Raw genomic sequence first — 20,581 nt, 5'->3', positions numbered from 1 at the left:
CATGGTGATGTCAACGCTCAGGACCCCGTTTCCTGAAGGATGCTCAACTTCTTCGCGATTTCCCGCCATTCAGGTCAGCGCGGGTACCTCGACGGTGAGTGTGGCCGGGCCGCCGTCGGCCGGCGCGTCCAGCACGGCGGGCACTCCGAGCGGAATCGTCAGCGCGGTCGGCCCGTGCCCGAAGCCCAGCTCCTCGACGACGGGCACGCCCAGTGGGCCGAGCCGGTCGGCGAGGACCGCCCGCACCTCCTCGTACGGACCGCAACCCGCCCAGGAACCGCAGGCTACCCCGGACACCCCGTCGAGCGCCCCCGCCCGCAGCAGTTGGGTGAGGATGCGGTCGATGTTGTAGGGGTCCTCGGTGGTGTCCTCGATCAGCAGCAGCCCGCCGTCGGCCGACGTCCGGGCGTGCGGGGTGCCGATGTCGGCGGCGAGCAGGCTCACGCATCCGCCGTAGGTGATGCCGCGGGCCCTGCCGGGGACCAGTACCCGGGCCGAGGGAAGGCCGAGGGTACGCACCGAATCGGGCTCGAACAGGGTGGCCCGCAGGGACTCCTGGGTGTCCGGGTCCTTGAGGAAGGTCTCGGTGCCGGCCATCGGGCCGTGCAGGGTGGCGAGGCCCATGCGCCGGGCGAACGCCTCGTGGAGCACCGTGATGTCGCTGTAGCCGACGAACACCTTGGGCCCGGCCGCGCGCATCGCCGCCCAGTCCACCAGGTCGACCATGCGGTGCACGCCGTATCCTCCGCGGGCGCAGATCACCGCGTCGACGGACGGATCGCACCAGGCCTCCTGGAGATCCCGGGCCCGCTCCTCGTCCGTGCCCGCGAGATAGTCCAACTCCGGGTGCAGAGCGCGCGCATGGGGCGCTTCGACGGGGACCAGGCCCCAGCCGCGCAGTACGTCCAGGCCCGCGTCGAGACGGTCGGCGGGCACCGGTCCGCTCGGGGACACGACGGCGATCCTGGCACCCGGACGCAGCCGGGCCGGTCGGGTCAGGGGGGCTAGGGTCACTTCTTCAGCTCCAGTCGCGGTACGTCGGGACAGTCGATGCCGAAGGTCTGGCCGTACAGGGAGAGTTCGGCCTCCAGAGCACGGATCATGGTGTCGGCGCGCCGGAACCCGTGCCCCTCCCCCTCGAAGGTGAGGTACGCGTGCGGGATGCCGCGCCCTTCGACCCGGTCCAGGAACCGCTCGCACTGGACGGGCGGGCAGATCGGGTCGTCCAGCCCTTGGAGCAGGATGAAGGGGGCGGTCAGCCGCTCGGTGCGGCTGACCGGCGACCGTTCGCAGTAGCGGGCCGGGACTTCGGCGATCGGGCCGACCAGGGATTCCAGGTACTGCGACTCGAAGTCATGGGTCTCGTCGGTGCCCCAGCCGGTCAGATCGAGGATCGGGTAGATGATCGTGCCGCAGGCGTAGACATCGGTGCCGGTCAGCGAGGCCGCGGTGGTCCAGCCGCCGGCGCTGCCGCCCCGGATGGCGAGCCGCCGCCGGTCGGCCGTGCCCTCGGCGGCCAGCGCCTCGGCGACGGCCGCGCAGTCCTCGACGTCGACGACGCCCCACTGTTCGCGCAGCCGGTTGCGGTAGGTCCTGCCGTAGCCCGTGGAGCCGCCGTAGTCGACCTCGGCGACACCGATGCCGCGCGAGGTGAAGTAGGCGATCTCCAGGTCGAGTACGAGCGCGGCATGGCCGGTGGGACCGCCGTGCGCCCAGACCACATAGGGCGGCAGTTCACCTTCGGGACCGGTCCGGTCGGGGTTCCGGGGCGGGTAGATGTGGGCGTGGATCTCGCGCCCGTCGGGCCCGGTGAAGGTGCGGTCGTCGGGCTGCGGGTAGTACGCGGGGTCGACGGCGTCCTTGTGCGGTGTGCCGATGATCCGGGTGCGGCCTGTCGCGGTGTCCAGTTCGACGACCTCGTAGGCGCTGTACGGGCTCGCGGCGATGCCGATGGCCCGGCTGCCGTGCACGGCGAGCGACTCGGCCCATTCGGTCCAGGGCCCGGCGACGTCGACGAGTTCGCCGGTCTCCGGGTCGAGGATGCCGAGCGTGGTGGTGCCCCGGCCGTGGACGGTGGCGATCAGGCCGTTCTCCAGGGGCCGGAACCAGCTGAGGCCGATCTTCCAGAGCGGTCCGGCGAACTCCTGTTCCCGGGGACGGAGCGCCACCACGCCCCGGTGCGGGTCGGCGCGGTACAGGTTCCACCAGCCGCTGCGGTCACTGGCGAAGAGCAGCTGCCCGTCGGCACCCCACTCGATCTGCGGAACCGACTCCTCGGGGCCGCCGCCGAAGCTCCAGGCATGCTGGAACGTACCGTCCTCGGCGACGTCCGCCAGCATCACCTCGGTGCCGTCCCACGGCATGCGCGGGTGGTCCCAGGCGATCCAGGCCGCCCGCCGTCCGTCGGGCGAGAGCTTCGGTCCGGTGACGAACCGATGGCTGTCGTCGGTGAGTTCACGTACCGCCGAACGGTCGTCGGCCGCGGAGCCGTCCAGGGGTACGGCGGCGAGCACCCGGCGCAGTTCGGTGGGTGCCTCGCCGGTGAACTCCTCCAGGACGCACCAGACCTCGCCCTGCTCGCCCCGGTCGAGGTGGAGCTGCGGGTCGACCCAGCGCAGCCCGCCGCCGACGGGTGAGACCGGGGTCAGCGGCCGGGGTTCACCGGATCCGTCGGGGGCGTAGGCGTACAGCCGCTGGTCGGCGAAGTCGACGAAGACGATCAGCGGGCCCCCCTCGGCGCGTTCGGCCCCCGCCCAGGGCTGTCCGCCGTACTCGATGACGCGGCTCCGTACGTTCCACGGAGCGGGCAGCGCGGTGCCGGTGGTCCCGTCCGCCCGGCGGCGGACCAGGGCGCGGCGGCCCGCCTCGGCAGGGCGCGGCTCCGTCCACCACACCTCGTCGCCGACCACGCCGACGTACTCCGGGCGGCCGTCGTGCGACGCCGCGAGCCGTGCGTCGATCGGTGACGGCCAGGTTCCGTAGGCCCCTGTGGACACCATGATGAATTCCCCCCGTAGCGGGTCAGGCCGTGCGCAGATAGTGATCGAGGACGCGGACGCCGAAGTGCAGCGCTTCGACGGGGACGCGTTCGTCGACGCCGTGGAACAGCGCCTGGTAATCGAAGCCGACGGGCAGCTTCAGCGGTGAGAAGCCGTAGCCGACGATGCCGAGCCGGGAGAACTGCTTGGCGTCCGTGCCGCCCGACATGCAGTACGGCACGGCATGGCCGTCCGGGTCGAAGCGCTCGATCGCGGCGCGCAGCTTCGCGAAGGTCGGCGAGTCGACCGGCGCCTCCAGCGGGACCTCGCGATGGTGGAACTCCCAGTCGACATCGGGTCCGGTCAGCCGGTCCAGAGTGGCGTGGAACTCGTCCTCGCCGCCGGGCACCATCCGGCCGTCGATGTACGCGGTGGCGTGGCCCGGGATCACGTTGACCTTGTACCCGGCGTCCAGCATGGTCGGGTTGGAGCTGTTGCGGACGGTCGGCTCGACCAGGGCGGCGGCCGGGCCGAGCTTGCCGAGCAGTTCGTCCACGTCGAAGCCGGGAGCGTCGAGGTCGGGGTGGATGCCGTGCAGCGCGGCGATCTCGGTGAGCGCGGCGCGGACCGTCGGGGTGAGCCGGATCGGCCATTCGTGCCCGCCGATCCGGGCGACGGCCGCGGCGAGTGTGCTGACCGCGTTGGCCTTGTTGACCTTGGATCCGTGCCCCGCCTTGCCGTGTGCGGTGAGCTTGAGCCAGGCCGTTCCGCGCTCGCCCGCGGCGATCGGGTAGAGCGGCATGGAGGGTCCGGCGTGGAAGGTGAAGGCACCGGATTCGCTGATGCCCTCCGTACACCCTTCGAAGAGCCCGGCGTGCCGGTCGGCGAGGAAGCCCGAGCCGTCCTCGGCGCTGGCCTCCTCGTCGGCGGTGTACGCGATCACGATGTCGCGACGGGGCCGGACACCGGCCCGCGCCCAGGCCCGGACGACGGCCAGGACCATCGCGTCCATGTTCTTCATGTCGATGGCGCCGCGCCCCCAGACGACACCGTCGCGGACCTCCCCGGAGAAGGGGTGCACGGTCCAGTCGTCGGCCTCGGCCGGGACGACGTCGAGATGGCCGTGCACGAGCAGGGCGTCGGCGGACGGATCGGTGCCCTCGATCCGGGCCACCACGTTGGTGCGTCCCGGGCTGCGCTCCAGGAGGGTGGGTTCGAGTCCGGCGTCGGCCAGCCGCTCGGCGACGTACTCGGCGGCCGGGCGTTCCCGGCAGTCGCCGCCGCCGCGGTTGGTGGTGTCGATCCGGATCAGCTCGGAGGTGAACGTCACCGATTCGTCGAGCGCCCGCTCGTCGACGCTCTGCCGGGGGTCGGTCGCCTCAGCCATACTGTTCCTCCACGGCGGACGACACGATGGTGGTCACCGCCTTGAACGTGCGGATTGCTTCGTACATCGTCTCGCTGGTGTAGGCGACGCGCCGTTCGCCGCTGGGTGCCACGCCGGGGACGACGGTGGCCGCGCCGGCCAGGTGCTCGGCGTCGAATTCCAGCTCGACGGTGAAGGGGCCGCCCTCCACCGGGGTGTGGCGCACCGCCAGCCCGGTCGCGTCCTTGGCCGCCGCGCGGATGTCGGCGGCGGTACGGGCCGGGGTGCGGCACACCGCGGCGTACCGCGACACATAGTCCTTCACGGCGACCTTGCGCGCCTTGGGGGCGTACCCCTGCGCGTCCGCACAGGTCAGGTCGTCGCCGGTGACGAGGATGACGGGAACGCCGTACTCGGCCACGACATGTGCGTTGAGCAGCCCCTCGCTCGCCCGGACGCCGTTGAGCCAGACCCCGGTGAGGGAGTTCGCCAGATAGGTGTGGGCGAGCACCCCCTCCGTGCCGGCGCCCGTGTGGTAGCCGACGAAGGCGATGGCGTCGACATCGCCGTGCTGGACGCCTTCCACCATGGAGAGGGGCTTGTGCCTGCCGGTGAGCATCTGGACCCGGTCGTCCAGCCGCTCCAGCAGGAGGTTGCGCATGGACCAGTGGGCCTCGTTGACGAGCACCTCGTCGGCGCCGCCGTCGTAGAAGCCGAGCGCCGCCGCGTTCACGTCGGAGGTGAACATGGCGCGGCATCGCTCCCACTGCGGGGTGCCCGGCAGCACATCGGCCGGCCAGGTCACGCCGGTGGCACCTTCCATGTCCGCGCTGATCAGGATCTTCATGCGGGGTCACGCTACGCGCCGAAGAACCGCCAGGCCAGAGCCACAGATACGTTCAATGGTCCAGTCCTCCGAAGAGAGTGCGACCCACACCCCCATCAGACGCATTCCGGACACTTCACGCCCGGCCGTCGGCCGGGCCGACCCTCGTCGCCTTGACAGCCTTCTCGCACGCAGACCATGATTCCATTAATTGACTAATGGAATTGAGGCGAAGTGCATGGCAGACACATTCACCCCGGGCGGCACGTCCGGCGCCGGGGCTCTGGAGGCCCGCGGCCTGGGTAAGCGCTACCGCCGCGGCTGGGCGTTGCGCGACTGCTCGTTCCGGCTGCCGGTCGGACGGATCTGCGGTCTCGTCGGCCCCAACGGAGCGGGCAAGAGCACCCTGCTGGGTCTCGCGACCCGGCAGGTGCAGCCGACGGAGGGTGAACTCCGCATCTTCGGCGTTCCGGTGGACGATCCCGCGGCGATGCCGCGATTCGCGTTCCTCGGGCAGGACAAGCCGCTGTTCAAGCGGTTCACCGTGGCGGAGACCCTGCGCATGGGCAGCGAGCTCAACCCCGGCTGGGACATGGCCGCGGCGGAGCGGATCGTACGGTCGGGCCAGGTGGCCATGGACGCCCGGGTCGGCACCCTCTCCGGTGGTCAGCGCACCCGTGTCGCGTTCGCCCTCGCCTTCGGCAAGCGGCCCGACCTGCTGCTGCTCGACGAACCGATGTCCGACCTCGACCCGCTCGCCCGTCACGACATGAGCACCCTCCTGATGTCGGAGGCCGTCGAACGCGGCACCACCGTGCTGATGTCCTCGCACATGCTGTCCGAGCTGGAGGACATGTGCGACTACCTGCTGGTCCTCGCGGACGGCAGGATCCGGATGGCCGGCGACGCGGACGCACTCGTTCCGGCACACTCGCTGGTCACCGGGCTCGCCCCCGACGGGAATCCGGCCGACCTGCTGGCACCCCACACGGTGATCGAGTCCCGCGTCCAGGGCAGGCAGTTCCACGCGCTGGTACGGCCGAACGGTCCGCTGCCGGCCGACTGGGTGGTAGCAGAACCCAGCCTGGAAGAAGTGCTGCTGGCGCATCTCCGCTCGCCGCAGGCACCTCCTCTGTTCACACCCGGTGCCCGTATCGAGTCCGAAGGGATCCACAGCTCATGAGCGCCACCCCGACCGACACCTCCCGGACCGACCGGACACCGGGGACCCGCCTGCTGCGCGGGGTGCACTGGCTCGTCGCACGGCAGCACCGGGCCGCGCTGCTGACCCTGCTCGCCCTGATGGTCCTCGGCTCGATCTGGCTCGCGTACCAGCGCGGCAGGATGGGCGACCAGCTCGCAGCGCTCGGCTGGCCGGACAAGGATCTGGCCCAGCCGACGTTCAGCTCGACGGCAGTCGACCTCACTCTCACGGGCCTGAGTTCGCTGCCCGTGGTCCTCGCCGTGTTCCTCGGCGCCCCGCTGATCGCGACCGATCAGGAGCACGGCACCGCGCAGCTGGTCACCACCCAGTCCGTGTCCCGCCGCCGCTGGCTGACGGTGAAGCTCGCCTGGTGCTACGCGGCCGTCGTCCTGTCCGGTGCGGTGCTCTCGGCGTTCTTCACCTGGTGGTGGAAGCCGTACCGTTCGGTGTTCTCCAGCCTGTGGTGGGACGGGGCGATCTTCGACAGCACCGGTCCGGTGCTTCCCGCGCTCTGCCTCTTCCTGACCGCCGTCGGTGTCACCGTCGGCATGCTGCTGCGCCGCGTCCTCACGTCCATGGCGGTCACGTTCCTCGTCACCGTGTTCGTCGGGATCGTCTGGGACCGGATGCTCGCGCACCTCGCACCGTCGCGCATACTCACCTACCCGCTCGAAGGCGACATGCCCGCACGGCTGAACGAGTCGTACGAGGTGGACCGCTGGGTCGGCTCCGCCGACGGCCATCTCTACGGCTGGGGGCTCTGCGCCAAGACGACCGAGGCGGCCTCGAACGCCTGCGTCAAGGAGCACGGCATCGTCAACAACGTCTACAAGTACCTCGGTTACGACCAGATGCAGGCCATGCAGTGGACCGGGGCGGGCATCCTGCTCGCGGCAACCGTCGTGCTCACCGCGTTCGCCCTGTGGCGGATCTCCCGGAGCCCCCTCTAGGACCCGTCACCGCAGGTACATATCGTTTCGGCAGTCCAACAGGAGGTGAAGACGGTGGTTGTGTTCCGTATCGACAGACGCAGCGGAGTGGCGACGTACCTCCAGATCGTGCGACAGGTCGAACAGGCGCTGCGGATGGGTGCCCTGGAGGAGGGCGACCGGCTGCCCACGGCCGCACAGGTGGCGGCGGAGACCAAGGTCAACCCGAACACCACCCTCAAGGCGTACCGCGAGCTGGAGCGCGCGGGCCTCGCCGAGGTCAGGCAGGGGGCGGGCACCTTCATCACCCGCTCCCTCGCCCCGGTGCAGGAGGGTCCGGACTCCCCGTTGCGCACCTCGCTGGCCCAGTGGCTGGACGAGGCACGCTCCCAGGGGCTCAGCGGCCAGGAGGTCACCGCCCTCTTCCGGTCGGCCTACGCGGCCGTGTATCCGTCCGGGACGGACGGCTGAGGGACGATCGAGGGACGTTTGAGGGACGATTTCGTACTCCTCGTCCTCGTCCGTGGTACGGATCCGCGTTCAATCCCGTTCCGGACAGTCCCCCGTGGCACCGTCGGTCCGCTCGCGCAGCAGGTCCGCGTGGCCGTTGTGGCGGGCGTACTCCTGGATCATCACCAGGTACACCCAGCGGAGGCTGACGAGCCGGCCACGGGTTGTCGACAGGAATGTCTCGTCGAGGCCGCGCCCCGCCACGGCGGCCTCGCAGGCCTCGACCTCGGCGCGGAACACGGCGTAGTCGCGTTCCGCGTGGGCGGCGTCGACACCGTCGATGCCCTCGTCCCCGTCGTCGGGACCGGTGAAGACGTCACCGATCGGCTCACCCGCGAAACTCCGCCGGAACCACCAGCGTTCGATCTCCGCCATGTGCCGGACCAGGCCGAGGAGCGTGAGGTTCGACGGTTCGGCGGCGGTGCGGGCCAGCTGCTCCGGGCCGAGTCCGGCGCACTTGGTGAGCAGCGTCTCCCGGTGCCATCGGAGCCACCCCTCCAGCATGGCCCGCTCGTCCGCCGTGCTCGGAACGTTCAACTGGTCGCCGTCGGCCGTCGTGCGTTCGACGCGAGGTGCCGTCCATGTCATGACGGTCATCCTCGCACCGGGCGCACCGCGGTCAGGTCAGTTCCCGGATCAGCGGGCCCGCGTCCAGGAGGAGGAAGAGGTGCCCGCCGTCGGGGACGGTGTGCAGGTCGGCGCCGTCGATCTGCGCATGCGCCCAACGCGCCACCTCGATGGGCACGTTGCCGTCGGCGTCGCCGTGAATGAACACGGTGGGTACGGAGATGGAGCCCAGCGGGTCCGGCAACGGGCGGGAGTAGCCGACCAGATCCGTCACGGCCGCATCCCCGCCCTGACGCCGGGCCTCGGTCGTGTCCAGATCGGACAGCGCCGCGAACTCGGGTGTGCTCATGATCAGTCGATCGGCCCGGGGCCAGGCGTCGAAGTTCGCCTCGCGCTTCCTCATGGCCTTGAAGATCCCGGTCCCCGCGAGCATCGACCGGCCGACCGCCGGGGCCCACCGGACGATCCGGTCGAGCCACTTCACGATGGGGATCCGGCGCGCGTACGTCTCCTTGGGCGCTCCGGGAACGGCAGCGGCCGCGAGGATCAGCTTCGACACGCGCCCGGGGTGGGCCTGGGCCGCGGCCAGGGCGTATCCGCCGCCGCCCGAGATCGCCACGAGCGGGGCCCGTTCGTGGCCGAGGTGATCGAGCAGGGCCACGAAGTCGTCGTTCCAGCGGTCGAAGCCACGACCGGGTACGGGATCGGTCCCGCCGTATCCGGGGCGGTCCGGGAAGACGAGGCGGATGCCCGCCTCCGTCGCGGCCTGCCGCAGCGCGACACCCTCGTATCGGCTGCCGGGGGTGCCGTGGAGCACGATCGCGGGCGGGGCGGCGGGGTCCCCGTACGAGCAGTACTCGATGCGGCGCCCGCCGGGGGCCGTCAGGCGGACCGTCTCGGGCAGATCCGGCAAGGAGGGGGTCATCTCTGCTCCTCGTGCGATACGGAGGTGGCGACAGCGGCGGCGATCCCGCCGATGACGAGGTCGAGACCGAAGGCGAACCGACGGTCGTAGTCGTGGTGGTCGGCGAAGACCGACAATGCCTGGCGCTCGGGCGGGAGCCGGAGCTGTTCCGGATCGCCACGGCCGAGGCGGATCGCCACATGGCCGGTGACGAAGTCGTGCAGGGCGCCGTACGCGTACACGGCGGACGCCTCGTCGAGCCCCGCGGCCCGTAGAGCGGCGACGACCCTGAGCGCGACATCGTCCGCGCCGGGTCCGACGAGAGAGGCGCGGCGGTGCGCCTCCAGGACGACCGGGTGCCGCATGAGCAGGTCGTGCAGCGTGTCCGCGAACAGCCGGACGACATCGCACCACTCGTCCGGCCAGTCCACGGAGCGGGTCACCTCGCCGACGATCCGGGACACCAGCGCGTGCTGGAGTGCGTCGATGCCACCCGTCGTGCGATGGATCGCCATCGGTGACACACCCAGCCGGTCGGCGACCACGCGGAAGGTCACCGCGTCGAGACCGCGGTCGTCGGCGATCTCCGTCGCCGCGTCCAGGATCGCGTCGAGCGTCACTGCCCTGGGACGGCCGTTCCTCGGAGTGTTTGCCTTCTCCACCACCATGCCACCACCATGCCACCACCATATCGATACGCGTAACGAAACGGCAATGGGAGCATCCATGACGCAGTTGCACGACCTCACGGCGCTCCAACTGGCCGACGCCTACGAGCGCGGCGAGACGACGCCCTCCGAAGTCGTGGACCATCTGCTGGCCCGGATCAAGGACGGCGACCGGGTGGGCGCGTTCACCACCGTGTCGGCGGACCGCGCCCGCGCGGCGGCGGCCGGGGCAGGACGCGCCCTGCGCTCCTCGGGCCACGCCGAACTGCCGCGCCTGTTCGGCGTGCCCACCGCCGTCAAGGACCTGGAGGCCACCGCGGGAATACGCACCACCCTGGGCTCCGCGCTCTTTCGCGACTGGGTCCCCGGCCACAACGACGAGATCGTCGACGTCATGGCCGATGCCGGGCTGATCAGCCTCGGCAAGACCACCGTTCCCGAGTTCGGGGCCGCCTGCTACACCGAGCCCGAGGTGTCCGCACCCGCGCGCAGTCCGTTCGACCTCGGGCGCAGCGCGGCCGGCAGCAGCGGCGGCGCGGCGGCCGCGGTCGGCGCGCTGCTGGTGCCGATCGCCCAGGGCAGCGACACCGCCGGCTCGGTGCGCTCCCCCGCGAGCGCCTGCGGAGTGGTCGGGCTGAAGCCCAGCCGGGGCCTGGTCACGGCGGGCCCGAACGGCAACGACGGAATGGGGCTCTCCGTACGGGGGCCGCTCGCCCGCACCGTGCGCGACACCGCGGCGTTCCTCGACGCGCTGACCACCCGCACCGGAGCCGGCACGGTGCATCCGCCGCGCGTCGACAGCTACGAGCGCGCCTGCGAGGCGCCGTTCCCCCGGCTCCGGGTGGCGCTCGCGCAGGGCTCGGTCTCGGGGGGACCCGTGGACGCCGAGGTCGCCGCCGCCGTCGAACTCACCGCCCGTACGCTGGCCGGTCTCGGCCATGACGTCTTCGCCCGGGACCAGGCGGCGGACCCCGAGTTCACCGAGGGCTTCCAGACGATGTTCACCGCGCTGGTCGGGGCCAGAGCGATGACGTTCGACGAGACGGCCTTGCGCCCGATCGTCCGTCATCTCCGGTTCCGGTCACAGGAGTTGACCTCGGGCGAGCTGGCCGCCTCGATCGGTGTCGTCCAGGCGCGGGCGCGGGCCTGGACGCTCGACTACGCGGACGCCGACATCGTGGTCACCCCGACCGTGACGACCCCGCCGACGCTCATCGGTCAGTTGCGCGACGACACCGATCCGGCGGCGGAGCTGGCCGCGATGACCGCCTTCACCGGCAACACCGTCCTCGGGAACGCCACCGGGTTCCCGGTCATCAGCCTCCCGTTGGGCTGGAGTTCCGAGGGCCTGCCGCTCGGGGTCTCCCTCACGGCCGGCTGGGGCCGCGAGGACCTGTTGTTCGCAGTGTCGGCGGTCCTGGAGGAGGCCCTGCCGTGGGCCCACCGCTACACCAGCCGGGCAAAGGAGCCAACGGCCGCCGCGGACTGAGCTCAGCGGCTGTCCGAGCCCTTGAGGATCTCCTCGATCCGGGCCAGCTCCTCGTCACCGAACTCCGGATTGCGTACCGCCTCGACACTGTTCTCCAGTTGGGAGACGCTGCTCGCCCCGATCACGGCGGAGGTGATCCGGCCGCCCCGCAGCACCCACGCCAGCGCCATCTGCGCGAGGGACTGCCCCCGCGCGGAAGCCACCTCGTCCAGCGCCCGCAGCCGGTCCACCAGCTCCGGGGTGACCGAATCGGGCGTCAGGAAGGGGCTGTCGCCCGCCGCGCGGGAGCCTTCGGGGATGCCGCGCAGATAGCGGTCGGAGAGGATGCCCTGCTCCAGCGGCGAGTAGGCGATCGAGCCGGTGCCCAGTTCGTCCAGCGTCGCGAGCAGGCCGTCCTCGACCCAGCGGTCCAGCATCGAGTAGCGCGGCTGGTGGATCAGGAGCGGGGTGCCCAGCTCCTGGAGGATCCGGGCGGCCTGTCGGGTCTGCTCCGGGGAGTAGTTGGAGACGCCGGCGTAGAGCGCCTTGCCCTGCCGTACCGCCGAGTCCAGCGCGCCCATTGTCTCTTCGAGCGGGGTGTCCGGGTCGAAGCGGTGGGAGTAGAAGATGTCGACGTGGTCGAGCCCGAGCCGGGTGAGGCTCTGGTCCAGCGAGGAGAGCAGATTCTTCCTGGACCCCCACTCCCCGTACGGGCCGTCCCCCATCCGATAGCCCGCCTTCGTCGAGATGACGAGCTCGTCCCGGAGCCGGGCGAAGTCCGTTCCCAGCGCGCGTCCCATCGCGGTCTCGGCGGCGCCGGGCGGCGGTCCGTAGTTGTTGGCGAGGTCGAAGTGGGTGATGCCGAGATCGAAGGCCCGGCGCAGGATCCGGCCCTGGCTCTCCGGCGTCCGGTCGCCGCCGAAGTTGTGCCACAGGCCGAGGGAGACCGCGGGAAGCAGCAGACCGCTGCGCCCGGTGCGCCGGTAGGGCATGGAGTGGTAGCGGTCGGCGGACGGCAGGTACATGCGGGCTCCACGGAAGAGGGGCGGTTGCGGTGGGCAGGGTCCAGGTTCACGTCCAGGTTCACCGAGAACGATCCAGCAGTCCAACAGGAGATTCCGCTGGGATTCAGCGACTACATTTCTCAATCATGGAATTGCGCCAGCTGGAACACTTCGTCGCCGTCGCCGAGGAGGAGCACTTCACCCGTGCCGCCGAACGCCTCGCCGTGTCGCAGTCCGGCCTCTCCGCCTCCGTCCGGGCCCTGGAGCAGGAGCTGAGGACCCCGCTCTTCAGCCGCACCACGCGCAGCGTGCGGCTGACCGAGGCGGGACGCGCCCTGCTGGTGGAGGCGGAGCGCACACTGGCGGGCGCGCGGGCGGCCAGGGACGCTGTCGACGCGGTACGCGGACTGCTGCGCGGCACCCTGTCGGTGGGCGTCGAGCAGTGTGTGCCGGGGGTGCATCTTCCGCGTCTGCTGGCGGCGTTCCACCGCAGGCATCCGCTGATGGAGATCCGGCTCCGTCAGGAGGGCACCACGAGTCTGGTGGACGGGGTGGCCGCCGGGCGACTCGACGCCGCCTTCGCCGCGACCGTCAGCTCCGTCGAGTGGCGCGGTGAACTCCTCCCGCTGGCACGTGAGCCCATGGTCGTGCTCTGCGCCCCCGGCCACCGGTTCACGGCGGCGGACCGCGTCGCGTGGGACGAACTGACCGGTGAGTCCTTCATCGACTTCCATCCGGACTGGGGGCCGCGGCGAGCGGCGGACGGGGCCTTCGCCGAGGCGCGGGTGCGGCGCGCGGTGGGCCTGGAGGTGAACGACGTGCACAGCCTGCTGGAGCTGGTGCACGAGGGGCTCGGGATCGCTCTGGTGCCCCATCACTTCTCCCGCAAGCCCGAGGCGCGAGGGCTGACGGCGGTCGCGCTCGAAGGGCCTCGGCAGCCTTGCTACGAGAGTGCCGTGGTGCTCCCGGCGGTCCGGGCTATGAGCCCGGGCGCGCGGGAGTTGATGGCACTGCTGCGGAGCGGCGAGGGGACGTGAGGGCGGTCCGCCCGGACCTCAGCCGACGGCGGGCGTCGTGGCCAGTACGAACCAGCGCGCGGGCAGGTCGACACGGGTTCCGTCGGGCAGGTACGCGGTCTGGGCCAGGGCGGTGTCACCTTGGGCCAGCGTGGTCAGTCCGGCCGCCCGCAGCAGCCGGGGCACCTCCTCCGCGCTGACGCTCGCCGGTTTGAGCCCGTGCTCCAGCACCCGGCGCAGCTTCTCCGGCGGACCGTCCGGGCCCTGCGCCACCTGCTGGAGCACCGCCTTGGAGTCCGGGGTCAGCTCGGCGACGAACGCCCGGCCCCGCTCCCCCAGCAGCGTCGCGACCGCCGCGGCGACGGCGGGCCTGACCTCGGCCTCGCTCTGGTGGATCACCGCACGCATGTAGACGTTGGTGTCACCGATCCGTTCATGCAGGGCCGTCACGGCCTCGGAGTCGCCCAGGTCGAGCTGGGCGAATTCGACGACGCCCTCGGTGTCCGCGCGGCGTGCGTGCGCGATCGCCGCGTGCGAGAGGTCCACACCTATCGCGCGCCCGAAGCGGGTGGCGAGATAGCGGGTCTGGGTGCCGTTCCCGCAGCCGAGGTCGACGACGGGCAGTGCGGTGTCGGCGTACGGCAGGAGCAGTTCGGTGTGAGGGACGGAGCTGAGGGACGGGTCGGCGTCCCAGATCGCCTCACCGGGCGTGTCCGAGGTGGCGGACCAGTAGCCCTCCCACGCATCGCGGTACCGCTCCGACACGCCCATGGTCACTCCCGAGTCCATTGATTCCGAGGGATGTTGCTCAGGTCCGGACTACCGCCCCGGAGAGGTGGCGGCAAGACCACGCACAGCGTCCACCCCTCCGCGACGACATCCTTCACCAGGTGTGCGACCTGGGGCGCAGAACCCGGCCAAGTGCCCGTTCGAATCAGACCTCGTGGCCCACGAGTCCGTCCTCCTGTCAGTCCTCGTGCCCCAGTTGCAGGTCGCGTTCCGTGCGTCCGCCGCCGGCGACCTGGAGGACGGTGGCCACCGGCGGGTACCCGGCCGCGATCACCGTGTACTCACCGGTGGAGAGGTCCACGAACCGGAACGCCCCGTCGGGCCCGGTGGTGAGCGTGTCGACCACGTTGCCCGCCGCGTCCAGCAGCGTGACCCGGGCGTCCTCGACGGGCCGGCCACCGCTCGCCCGTACGATGCCGCGCAGCACCGCACCCCCGGCGAGTTCGATGTCCTGCCGGGTCTCCCTGGCGGCCTGCACGCTCACCGGCAGCGCGGCGGGCCGGAAGGCGGGGGCGCTGGCGGCGAGGGTGTACTCGCCGGCCACCAGCTCCGAGATCACGTAACCCCCCTCGCGACCGCTGCGGGTGGACGCGACCACGTCGCCGCGCACGTCGGTGAGGGTGACTGCGGCATCGCGCACCGGGATGCCGTCGGCGGTGACGACGATCCCGGCGAGACGCCCGGCACCGCCGAGCACCACGTCCAGCTCGACGGGCCGTTCGCCCACGGTGACACTGACGGCCTGCGGCTGGTGCCCGCCCGCCGCGGCGATGAGAACGTACGCACCGGCGCCGGGCACGCTCAACGCGTACCTCCCGTCCTCACCGCTCGCGCCCCGCCCGACCTGCTGCCCCTGGACGTCGATGAGGGTGAGGGCGGCGCTCGGGACCTTGGTGCCGTCGGGGTGCTGGACGCTGCCGCTCACCGGCACACCCGACAGGTACACGGGCGGCGGCGGGGCGGCGGCGGGGCGGGCTGCGGGGATCGGCGCCGACTCGGTGGTGGACTCGGCGGCGGATTCGGGGCTGTGGTGGGACACCAGCGGTTTCTCCTTGAGGAAGAAGGCGAGGAACAGGCCGAGCACGAGCACCGGCACGAGGTAGAGGAAGATCCGCGGCATCGCGTCGGCGTACGCCTGGATATAACTGTCGCGCAGCGCGGGCTCCATGGCGTGGACCAGCTGCGGGGAGATCGACTCGGGGTCGGGGAGGTCGGCGCCGGACGGCAGGCGGGCGGCGAGCGCGTCCGCGAGGCGGCCCGCGAAGAGCGTCCCGAAGACGGCGGCGCCGACGCTGCCGCCGATCTGCCGGAAGTAGTTGTTGGCGCTGGTGGCGGCGCCGAGGTCGGCAGGCTCCACGGAATTCTGGACCGCGAGCACCAGTACCGGCATGATCAGGCCGATCCCGATGCCGAGCACCGCCTGCGCCAAGCTGTATTCGAGGCGCGGGGTGTCCGTTTCGAGCCGGGAGAGCAGCCACATCCCGAGGACCGAGAACGCTCCGCCGAGGATCGGATAGACGCGGTATCGGCCGGTGCGGGAGATCAGCTGGCCGGAGACGACGGAAGCCCCGACGATGCCACCCATCATCGGGAGCATCAGGAGACCGGATTCGGTGGCCGAGGCGCCGTCGACCATCTGCAGGAAGGTCGGCAGATAGCTCGCGGCGCCGAACAGCGCGACTCCGACCACCGCGCCGACGAGGGCGGTGACATTGAAGATGGAGTCACGGAACAGCCGCAGCGGGATGATCGGTTCGGCTGCCCGGCGCTCGACGACGAGGAACAGCAGGGCCGTTCCGGCGGCTCCGGCGGCGAGCCCCAGGATCGTGCGTGACCCCCAGGCGTACTCCGTCCCGCCCCAACTGGTCAGCAGCACCAGACAGGTGGAGGCGGCCGCGAGCAGCAGGGCGCCGAGGATGTCGAGGCGCGACCGGACGGTGGACCGGGGAAGTTTGAGGACGACGGTGATGACGGCGAGGGTGATCAGGCCGAACGGGACGTTGATGTAGAAGCACCAGCGCCAGGAGGCGTGGTCGGTGAAGAACCCGCCCAGCAACGGCCCCGCGACCGAGGCGAGGCCGAAGGCGGCGCCGATGAGCCCCATGAACCGGCCGCGTTCCCGTGGCGGTACGACATCCGCGATGATCGCCTGGACACCGATCATGAGTCCGCCGCCGCCGATGCCCTGGACGGCCCGGAAGGCGATCAGCTCGTCCATGGTGCGGGACCAGCCGGCCAGCGCGGAACCGATGACGAAGACGACGATGGCGAACTGGAAGACGCCCTTGCGGCCGAAGAGATCGCCGAGCTTTCCGTAGATCGGCAGGCCGATGGTGGACGCGAGGAGGTACGCGGTGACGGCCCAGGACATCTTCTCCAGGCCGTGCAGCTCACCGACGATCTTCGGCAGTGCCGTGGCGACGATCATCTGATCGAGCGCCGCGAGCAGCAGCGTCAGCATCAGTCCGAGGAAGACCAGCCGGATGTGGCGGGGACTGGTCTCCGGCTCGGCGGACGGGGCGGGGGCGGCCTCCTCCCCGGCGGGCGGCGGCGAGGGCGGCGGAATCGGCAGCGTGGTCGCCGCCTCGGCGGCCCCCGTACCGTTCGGCTCGTCCTCCAACAGAGTGATCCCACCCACCACGTGCCGCTCCCCTCGTCGCGTCTGCGCCGCCCATTTCTCGCATTGCGCGATAAGGGACGGCAAACGCGACGAGGGGGCGCTGACAGCGCACTCGGGGGGCTTAGCTCCCGGTCGGAGCCACTACGGCGCACAACCGGCGGGCCGAGAAGACCACCCGAACCGGTGAGGCCGGTCAAGCGCGCGTGGAGCTACTTCTCGACCTCGGCGGCGAGGTTGCTCAGCAGCTCGTCGTAGATCCGCCCAAGCCCCTTGGGCGCGAAGGTCTTCTCGAAGAATCCGCCGATGCCTCCGGCGCCGTTCCAGACGGTCGAGACGACCGTCTTCGACTTGCCCTCACCGGCCGGAGTGACGGTCCAGGTGGTGACCATCGAGGAGTTGCGGTCCTTCTCCACGAGCTGCCCGTCGGTGGGCTCGGTGACCTCCAGCAGGCAGTCGCGCACCCGCTTGCTGGTGGCCTGGAGCTTCCAGTGGACGAGCGTGCCCTCGCCGTCGCCGCCCTCGCGCACCTCGTACTCGCTGAAGTGTCCGGGCAGCACCTTGCGCCGGGCCTCCTGGTAGTCGGCCAGCGCGTCGAACACCGTCTCCGCGTCCGCCGCGATGACTCGCTCCGTCGTTGCCTCGACCTGCGCCATGGCTGTTCCTCCAGCACTCGGTTGTTCGGGGGTGTGCTGAGCCAACCACCTCGGGGAACCTCCTTCAAAATCCGGGCCGGGACGAAGGGGAGAAAACGATCAAGGGAACAAGTGTTCTATTCTCTGTCCAGCGCTACCGAGGAGGCGTCCATGCGCTGGGACAATCTGGTCGAGAACACCCGGGAGGCCGGGACCGGCGCGCTCTTCGCCGCGGACGCGGTGACCACGCGCACCTTTGACACCCCCGAGTTCAGGGGGATCACCTTCCACGAGATCCGGGCACGCTCGATCGTGAACCGGGTGCCGGGCGCATCACGGATGCCGTTCGAGTGGACGGTCAATCCGTACCGGGGCTGCACGCACGCGTGCTTCGCCCGCAAGACCCACAGCTATCTGGACCTCGACACCGGGATCGGTTTCGACTCCCAGATCGTCGTCAAGATCAACGCCCCGGAACTGCTGCGCGAACGGCTGGCGTCCGGCCGCTGGCACGGCGCACACATCGCCATGGGGACCAATGTCGACTGCTATCAGCGCGCCGAGGGCCGTTACCGGTTGATGCCCGGCATCATCTCGGCGCTGCGCGATCACGCGAACCCGTTCTCCATCCTGACCAAGGGAACGCTCATCCTGCGCGACCTGGAGCTGCTGCGGCAGGCCGCCGAGGTCACCGACGTCGGCATCTCCGTCTCCGTGGGCTTCGTCGACGAGGGGCTGTGGCGCACCGTGGAGCCCGGCACCCCCTCCCCCGGGCGCCGCCTCGACGCCGTGCGCACCCTGAGCGAGAACGGCATCGACTGCGGCGTGCTGATGGCGCCCGTCGTCCCGTTCCTCGGCGACCATCCGGACCAGTTGCGCGCAACGGTCCGGGCGATCGCCGCGGCCGGGGCGACCTCGGTGACCCCGCTCGTGCTGCACCTGCGGCCCGGCGCCCGGGAGTGGTACATGCGATGGCTCGGGCAGCACCACCCCCGGCTGGTGCGGCGGTACGAGCGGCTGTACGCCGAGGGGCCCTACGCGCCCAAGTGGTACCAGCGGCGCATCACGCGCCACGTCCACGAGCTGGCGACCGAGTTCGGCATCGGCCCCTCGCACCACGGCCCGGCCCGCAGGCTCCCCGTACGCCGGGAGCAGCGGCCACCGCTCGACGGTCCCGGGTCCACCCAGCTGACCCTGCTCTGACCCGGCAGCCCCGGCACGGGCAGGGCCGGCACGGGCAGCCCCGGCACGGGCAGCCCCGGCACGGGCAGCCCCGGCACGGGCAGGGCCGGCGCGGGCAGGGCCGGCGCGGAAGAGACAGGCAAACGGGTCAACTCTCAGCAGAACATGTCCTCCCGGACGCGAATGCGGGGAGCATGCGGCGGGGGCTGCGCCACGCGCGGCCGTCTTTCCCCCACCACGGGAGGCCATATGACGAAACGTCCAGGAATTCTGTTCGCCGTCGGGGCGACGGTCGCCGGTCTGGTGACCGCCGCCCCTTCCCCGGCAACCGCCGACGCCGGCGCGCGGCGCGCCGCAGCCCAGCTCGATTGGACCGACTGCGGCACCGCGTCGTATCCGCGGCTGCAGTGCTCATCGGTCAGCACTCCGCTCGATCATGACGATCCGTCGGGCCGGCAGATCACCCTCGCCCTGTCCCGGATCCCGCACACCGCGAAGACCTTCCAGGGGCCCTTGCTGGTCAACCCGGGCGGCCCGGGGGGCAGCGGCCTGTCGATGGCCGGCTTCGTCGCGTCCTCGCTGCCGAAGGCCGTCGCCGCGCAGTACGACGTGATCGGCTTCGACCCGCGCGGCGTCGGGAAGAGCGAGCCCGCGCTCGACTGCGTGCCGAAGTACTTCGATCCGCTGCGTCCCGACTCGACGCCGAACTCGCCCGAGGTCGAGCAGGCCAACCGGAACCGGGCCGCCTCGTTCGCGAAGGCGTGCGGGGAGAAGTACCCGGACCTGCTGCCCCACATGGACACGGTCAGCGCCGCCAAGGACCTCGATGTGATCCGGCAGGCGACCGGCTCCCAGCAGCTCAACTACTTCGGCTACTCGTACGGGACCTACCTCGGCGCGGTGTACGCCAAGCTGTACCCGGAGCGGGTGCGGCGCCTGGTGCTCGACTCGAACGTGGACCCCGAGGGCGTCTGGTACGAGGACAACATCGGCCAGAACTACGCCTTCGACGCCCGCCACAAGGCGTTCGCCGCCTGGGTGGCGAGGCACGACACCACGTACGGGCTCGGCAGCGATCCGGCGAAGGTCGAGGGCGCCTGGTACGCGATGCGCGAAGCCGTCCGGGCCCACCCCGCGGGCGGGAGGGTCGGAGCGAGCGAACTGGAGGACACCTTCCTGCCGGGCGGCTACTACAACGGCTACTGGCCCTACCTGGCCGACGCGTTCGCCGCGTATGCGCACGACCACGACCAGGAAGCGCTCGTGGAGGCGTACAAGCGGTTCGGCGCGGTCGACTCGAAGGGCGACAACGGGTACTCCGTGTACTCGGCCGTGCAGTGCCGCGACACCCCGTGGCCCCGCCAGTGGAACACCTGGCGCAATGACAGCTGGAAGGTGCACGAGAAGGCACCCTTCTTCACCTGGAACAACACCTGGTACAACGCGCCATGCGCGGACTGGCCGGTGGAACCGCTGAACCCGGTACAGGTCTCCAACAGGAACCTGCCGCCGGTGCTGCTCTTCCAGGCCACCGAGGACGCGGCCACGCCGTACGAGGGCGGGATCACCCTGCACCGCAGGCTGCACGGTTCCAGCCTGGTCGTCGAGCAGGGCGGTGGAAATCACGGCATCACGCTGAGCGGCAACGACTGTCTGGACACCTATCTGGCCGACTATCTCGCCAAGGGCACCGTCCCGCGCGGCGAGGGCGGCCGGGCCGACGCGGACGCGGTCTGCGCCAAGTCCCCCGACCCGCAACCACTGACCGGCAGGGCCGCGGCGAAGGCGGCCGGGGGAACGGGTACCGGCAGCAGGGGCGGCATCCTGCACGGCCTGCTCGGCTTCCGCGGCTGACGGTCCGCGGACCGGGCCGATATCCGGTACGGGTCATCCTGGCGTATGCGTCAGGATGACCCGC

The 20,581-nt window shown here is 71.1% G+C and carries 18 protein-coding genes; 7 read left to right on the top strand and 11 right to left on the bottom strand.

Translation table 11 applies throughout. The annotated features are described in order from the left end of the window. Positions 1–69: 69 nt before the first annotated feature. The 4 genes from ABZ826_RS20900 to ABZ826_RS20885 are packed head-to-tail and all read right to left on the bottom strand — an operon-like array spanning position 70 to position 5,191. On the bottom strand, positions 70–1,014 hold the full coding sequence (locus ABZ826_RS20900; RefSeq protein ID WP_361450119.1) for an LD-carboxypeptidase: 945 nt from the start codon (positions 1,012–1,014) through the stop codon (positions 70–72). Continuing rightward, the gene (locus ABZ826_RS20895) at positions 1,011–2,999 is read right to left on the bottom strand and encodes a prolyl oligopeptidase family serine peptidase (protein ID WP_361450116.1); all 1,989 of its coding nucleotides are present in this window, start codon (positions 2,997–2,999) and stop codon (positions 1,011–1,013) included. The genes ABZ826_RS20900 and ABZ826_RS20895 overlap by 4 nt, the downstream gene beginning before the upstream one ends. Before the next feature lie 22 nt (positions 3,000–3,021). After that, entirely contained in the window at positions 3,022–4,365 is a 1,344-nt protein-coding gene (locus ABZ826_RS20890) for a M20/M25/M40 family metallo-hydrolase (RefSeq protein ID WP_361450113.1), read from the bottom strand. Then, positions 4,358–5,191: a M55 family metallopeptidase gene (locus ABZ826_RS20885; protein WP_361450110.1), complete on the bottom strand. Its 834-nt coding sequence runs from the start codon at positions 5,189–5,191 to the stop codon at positions 4,358–4,360. Before ABZ826_RS20885 ends, ABZ826_RS20890 begins: the two co-directional genes overlap by 8 nt. Before the next feature lie 217 nt (positions 5,192–5,408). Here ABZ826_RS20885 and ABZ826_RS20880 point away from each other — a divergent pair, with 217 nt between their 5' ends. From ABZ826_RS20880 to ABZ826_RS20870, 3 genes are read left to right on the top strand one after another with little or no spacing between them, the layout of a single operon-like run. Continuing rightward, a complete protein-coding gene (locus ABZ826_RS20880; RefSeq protein WP_361450107.1) occupies positions 5,409–6,353 on the top strand; it encodes an ABC transporter ATP-binding protein in 945 nt (314 codons plus the stop codon). Beyond that, positions 6,350–7,324 (top strand): ABC transporter permease subunit, encoded by a 975-nt coding sequence (locus ABZ826_RS20875; RefSeq protein WP_361450104.1) that lies wholly within the window; start codon positions 6,350–6,352, stop codon positions 7,322–7,324. The genes ABZ826_RS20880 and ABZ826_RS20875 overlap by 4 nt, the downstream gene beginning before the upstream one ends. A 45-nt stretch (positions 7,325–7,369) precedes the next feature. Then, a complete protein-coding gene (locus ABZ826_RS20870; protein ID WP_361450101.1) occupies positions 7,370–7,774 on the top strand; it encodes a GntR family transcriptional regulator in 405 nt (134 codons plus the stop codon). Between the two features lie 69 nt (positions 7,775–7,843). Here ABZ826_RS20870 and ABZ826_RS20865 read toward each other — a convergent pair whose 3' ends face one another. From ABZ826_RS20865 to ABZ826_RS20855, 3 genes are read right to left on the bottom strand one after another with little or no spacing between them, the layout of a single operon-like run. Further along, complete coding sequence (locus tag ABZ826_RS20865) at positions 7,844–8,401, bottom strand: DinB family protein (protein WP_361450099.1); 558 nt, start codon at positions 8,399–8,401, stop codon at positions 7,844–7,846. Positions 8,402–8,432: 31 nt separating this feature from the next. After that, complete coding sequence (locus ABZ826_RS20860; RefSeq protein ID WP_361450096.1) at positions 8,433–9,305, bottom strand: alpha/beta hydrolase; 873 nt, start codon at positions 9,303–9,305, stop codon at positions 8,433–8,435. After that, positions 9,302–9,952 (bottom strand): TetR/AcrR family transcriptional regulator, encoded by a 651-nt coding sequence (locus ABZ826_RS20855; RefSeq protein ID WP_361450093.1) that lies wholly within the window; start codon positions 9,950–9,952, stop codon positions 9,302–9,304. Before ABZ826_RS20855 ends, ABZ826_RS20860 begins: the two co-directional genes overlap by 4 nt. 58 nt (positions 9,953–10,010) lie before the next feature. On the opposite strand from ABZ826_RS20855, the gene ABZ826_RS20850 reads away from it, so the two are divergent. Beyond that, positions 10,011–11,441, top strand: coding sequence for an amidase (locus tag ABZ826_RS20850; protein ID WP_361450090.1), 1,431 nt, complete (start codon positions 10,011–10,013; stop codon positions 11,439–11,441). 2 nt (positions 11,442–11,443) lie between these two features. On the opposite strand, the gene ABZ826_RS20845 is transcribed toward ABZ826_RS20850, so the two are convergent. Further along, positions 11,444–12,445, bottom strand: a complete 1,002-nt coding sequence (locus ABZ826_RS20845) for an aldo/keto reductase (protein WP_361450087.1) — start codon at positions 12,443–12,445, stop codon at positions 11,444–11,446. A 125-nt stretch (positions 12,446–12,570) separates the two neighbouring features. On the opposite strand from ABZ826_RS20845, the gene ABZ826_RS20840 reads away from it, so the two are divergent. Next, entirely contained in the window at positions 12,571–13,461 is an 891-nt protein-coding gene (locus tag ABZ826_RS20840) for a LysR family transcriptional regulator (RefSeq protein ID WP_361450084.1), read from the top strand. A gap of 18 nt (positions 13,462–13,479) precedes the next feature. Here the strand turns inward: ABZ826_RS20840 and ABZ826_RS20835 are convergent, their stop codons facing one another. The 3 genes from ABZ826_RS20835 to ABZ826_RS20825 form a co-directional block, all read right to left on the bottom strand. Next, positions 13,480–14,211: a class I SAM-dependent methyltransferase gene (locus ABZ826_RS20835; RefSeq protein ID WP_361450081.1), complete on the bottom strand. Its 732-nt coding sequence runs from the start codon at positions 14,209–14,211 to the stop codon at positions 13,480–13,482. 196 nt (positions 14,212–14,407) lie between these two features. Beyond that, entirely contained in the window at positions 14,408–16,870 is a 2,463-nt protein-coding gene (locus tag ABZ826_RS20830) for an MFS transporter (protein ID WP_361450078.1), read from the bottom strand. 188 nt (positions 16,871–17,058) lie between these two features. Further along, entirely contained in the window at positions 17,059–17,502 is a 444-nt protein-coding gene (locus ABZ826_RS20825; RefSeq protein WP_361450075.1) for an SRPBCC family protein, read from the bottom strand. A 150-nt stretch (positions 17,503–17,652) separates the two neighbouring features. Here ABZ826_RS20825 and ABZ826_RS20820 point away from each other — a divergent pair, with 150 nt between their 5' ends. Next, the gene (locus ABZ826_RS20820) at positions 17,653–18,684 is read left to right on the top strand and encodes an Rv2578c family radical SAM protein (RefSeq protein ID WP_361450072.1); all 1,032 of its coding nucleotides are present in this window, start codon (positions 17,653–17,655) and stop codon (positions 18,682–18,684) included. Positions 18,685–18,912: 228 nt separating this feature from the next. Beyond that, positions 18,913–20,517, top strand: a complete 1,605-nt coding sequence (locus tag ABZ826_RS20815; protein ID WP_361450069.1) for an alpha/beta hydrolase — start codon at positions 18,913–18,915, stop codon at positions 20,515–20,517. Positions 20,518–20,581: the final 64 nt, after the last annotated feature.

The sequence above is a fragment of the Streptomyces sp. NPDC047515 genome (assembly GCF_040643055.1).
Classification (GTDB): Bacteria; Actinomycetota; Actinomycetes; order Streptomycetales; family Streptomycetaceae; genus Streptomyces.
The sequence above is the reverse complement of the archived record's forward strand: the minus strand, read 5'-3'. Positions and strand labels throughout refer to the sequence as shown.

Bases quoted from the DNA above. Each gene is read 5' to 3' on its own strand.
- ABZ826_RS20850 (WP_361450090.1), top strand. From the start codon at position 10,011: ATGACGCAGTTGCACGACCTCACGGCGCTCCAACTGGCCGACGCCTAC.
- ABZ826_RS20845 (WP_361450087.1), bottom strand. From the start codon at position 12,445: ATGTACCTGCCGTCCGCCGACCGCTACCACTCCATGCCCTACCGGCGC.
- ABZ826_RS20820 (WP_361450072.1), top strand. From the start codon at position 17,653: ATGCGCTGGGACAATCTGGTCGAGAACACCCGGGAGGCCGGGACCGGC.
- ABZ826_RS20815 (WP_361450069.1), top strand. From the start codon at position 18,913: ATGACGAAACGTCCAGGAATTCTGTTCGCCGTCGGGGCGACGGTCGCC.
- ABZ826_RS20860 (WP_361450096.1), bottom strand. From the start codon at position 9,305: ATGACCCCCTCCTTGCCGGATCTGCCCGAGACGGTCCGCCTGACGGCC.
- ABZ826_RS20895 (WP_361450116.1), bottom strand. From the start codon at position 2,999: ATGGTGTCCACAGGGGCCTACGGAACCTGGCCGTCACCGATCGACGCA.
- ABZ826_RS20835 (WP_361450081.1), bottom strand. From the start codon at position 14,211: ATGGGCGTGTCGGAGCGGTACCGCGATGCGTGGGAGGGCTACTGGTCC.
- ABZ826_RS20890 (WP_361450113.1), bottom strand. From the start codon at position 4,365: ATGGCTGAGGCGACCGACCCCCGGCAGAGCGTCGACGAGCGGGCGCTC.
- ABZ826_RS20880 (WP_361450107.1), top strand. From the start codon at position 5,409: ATGGCAGACACATTCACCCCGGGCGGCACGTCCGGCGCCGGGGCTCTG.
- ABZ826_RS20840 (WP_361450084.1), top strand. From the start codon at position 12,571: ATGGAATTGCGCCAGCTGGAACACTTCGTCGCCGTCGCCGAGGAGGAG.
- ABZ826_RS20885 (WP_361450110.1), bottom strand. From the start codon at position 5,191: ATGAAGATCCTGATCAGCGCGGACATGGAAGGTGCCACCGGCGTGACC.
- ABZ826_RS20865 (WP_361450099.1), bottom strand. From the start codon at position 8,401: ATGACATGGACGGCACCTCGCGTCGAACGCACGACGGCCGACGGCGAC.
- ABZ826_RS20855 (WP_361450093.1), bottom strand. From the start codon at position 9,952: ATGGTGGTGGAGAAGGCAAACACTCCGAGGAACGGCCGTCCCAGGGCA.
- ABZ826_RS20825 (WP_361450075.1), bottom strand. From the start codon at position 17,502: ATGGCGCAGGTCGAGGCAACGACGGAGCGAGTCATCGCGGCGGACGCG.
- ABZ826_RS20875 (WP_361450104.1), top strand. From the start codon at position 6,350: ATGAGCGCCACCCCGACCGACACCTCCCGGACCGACCGGACACCGGGG.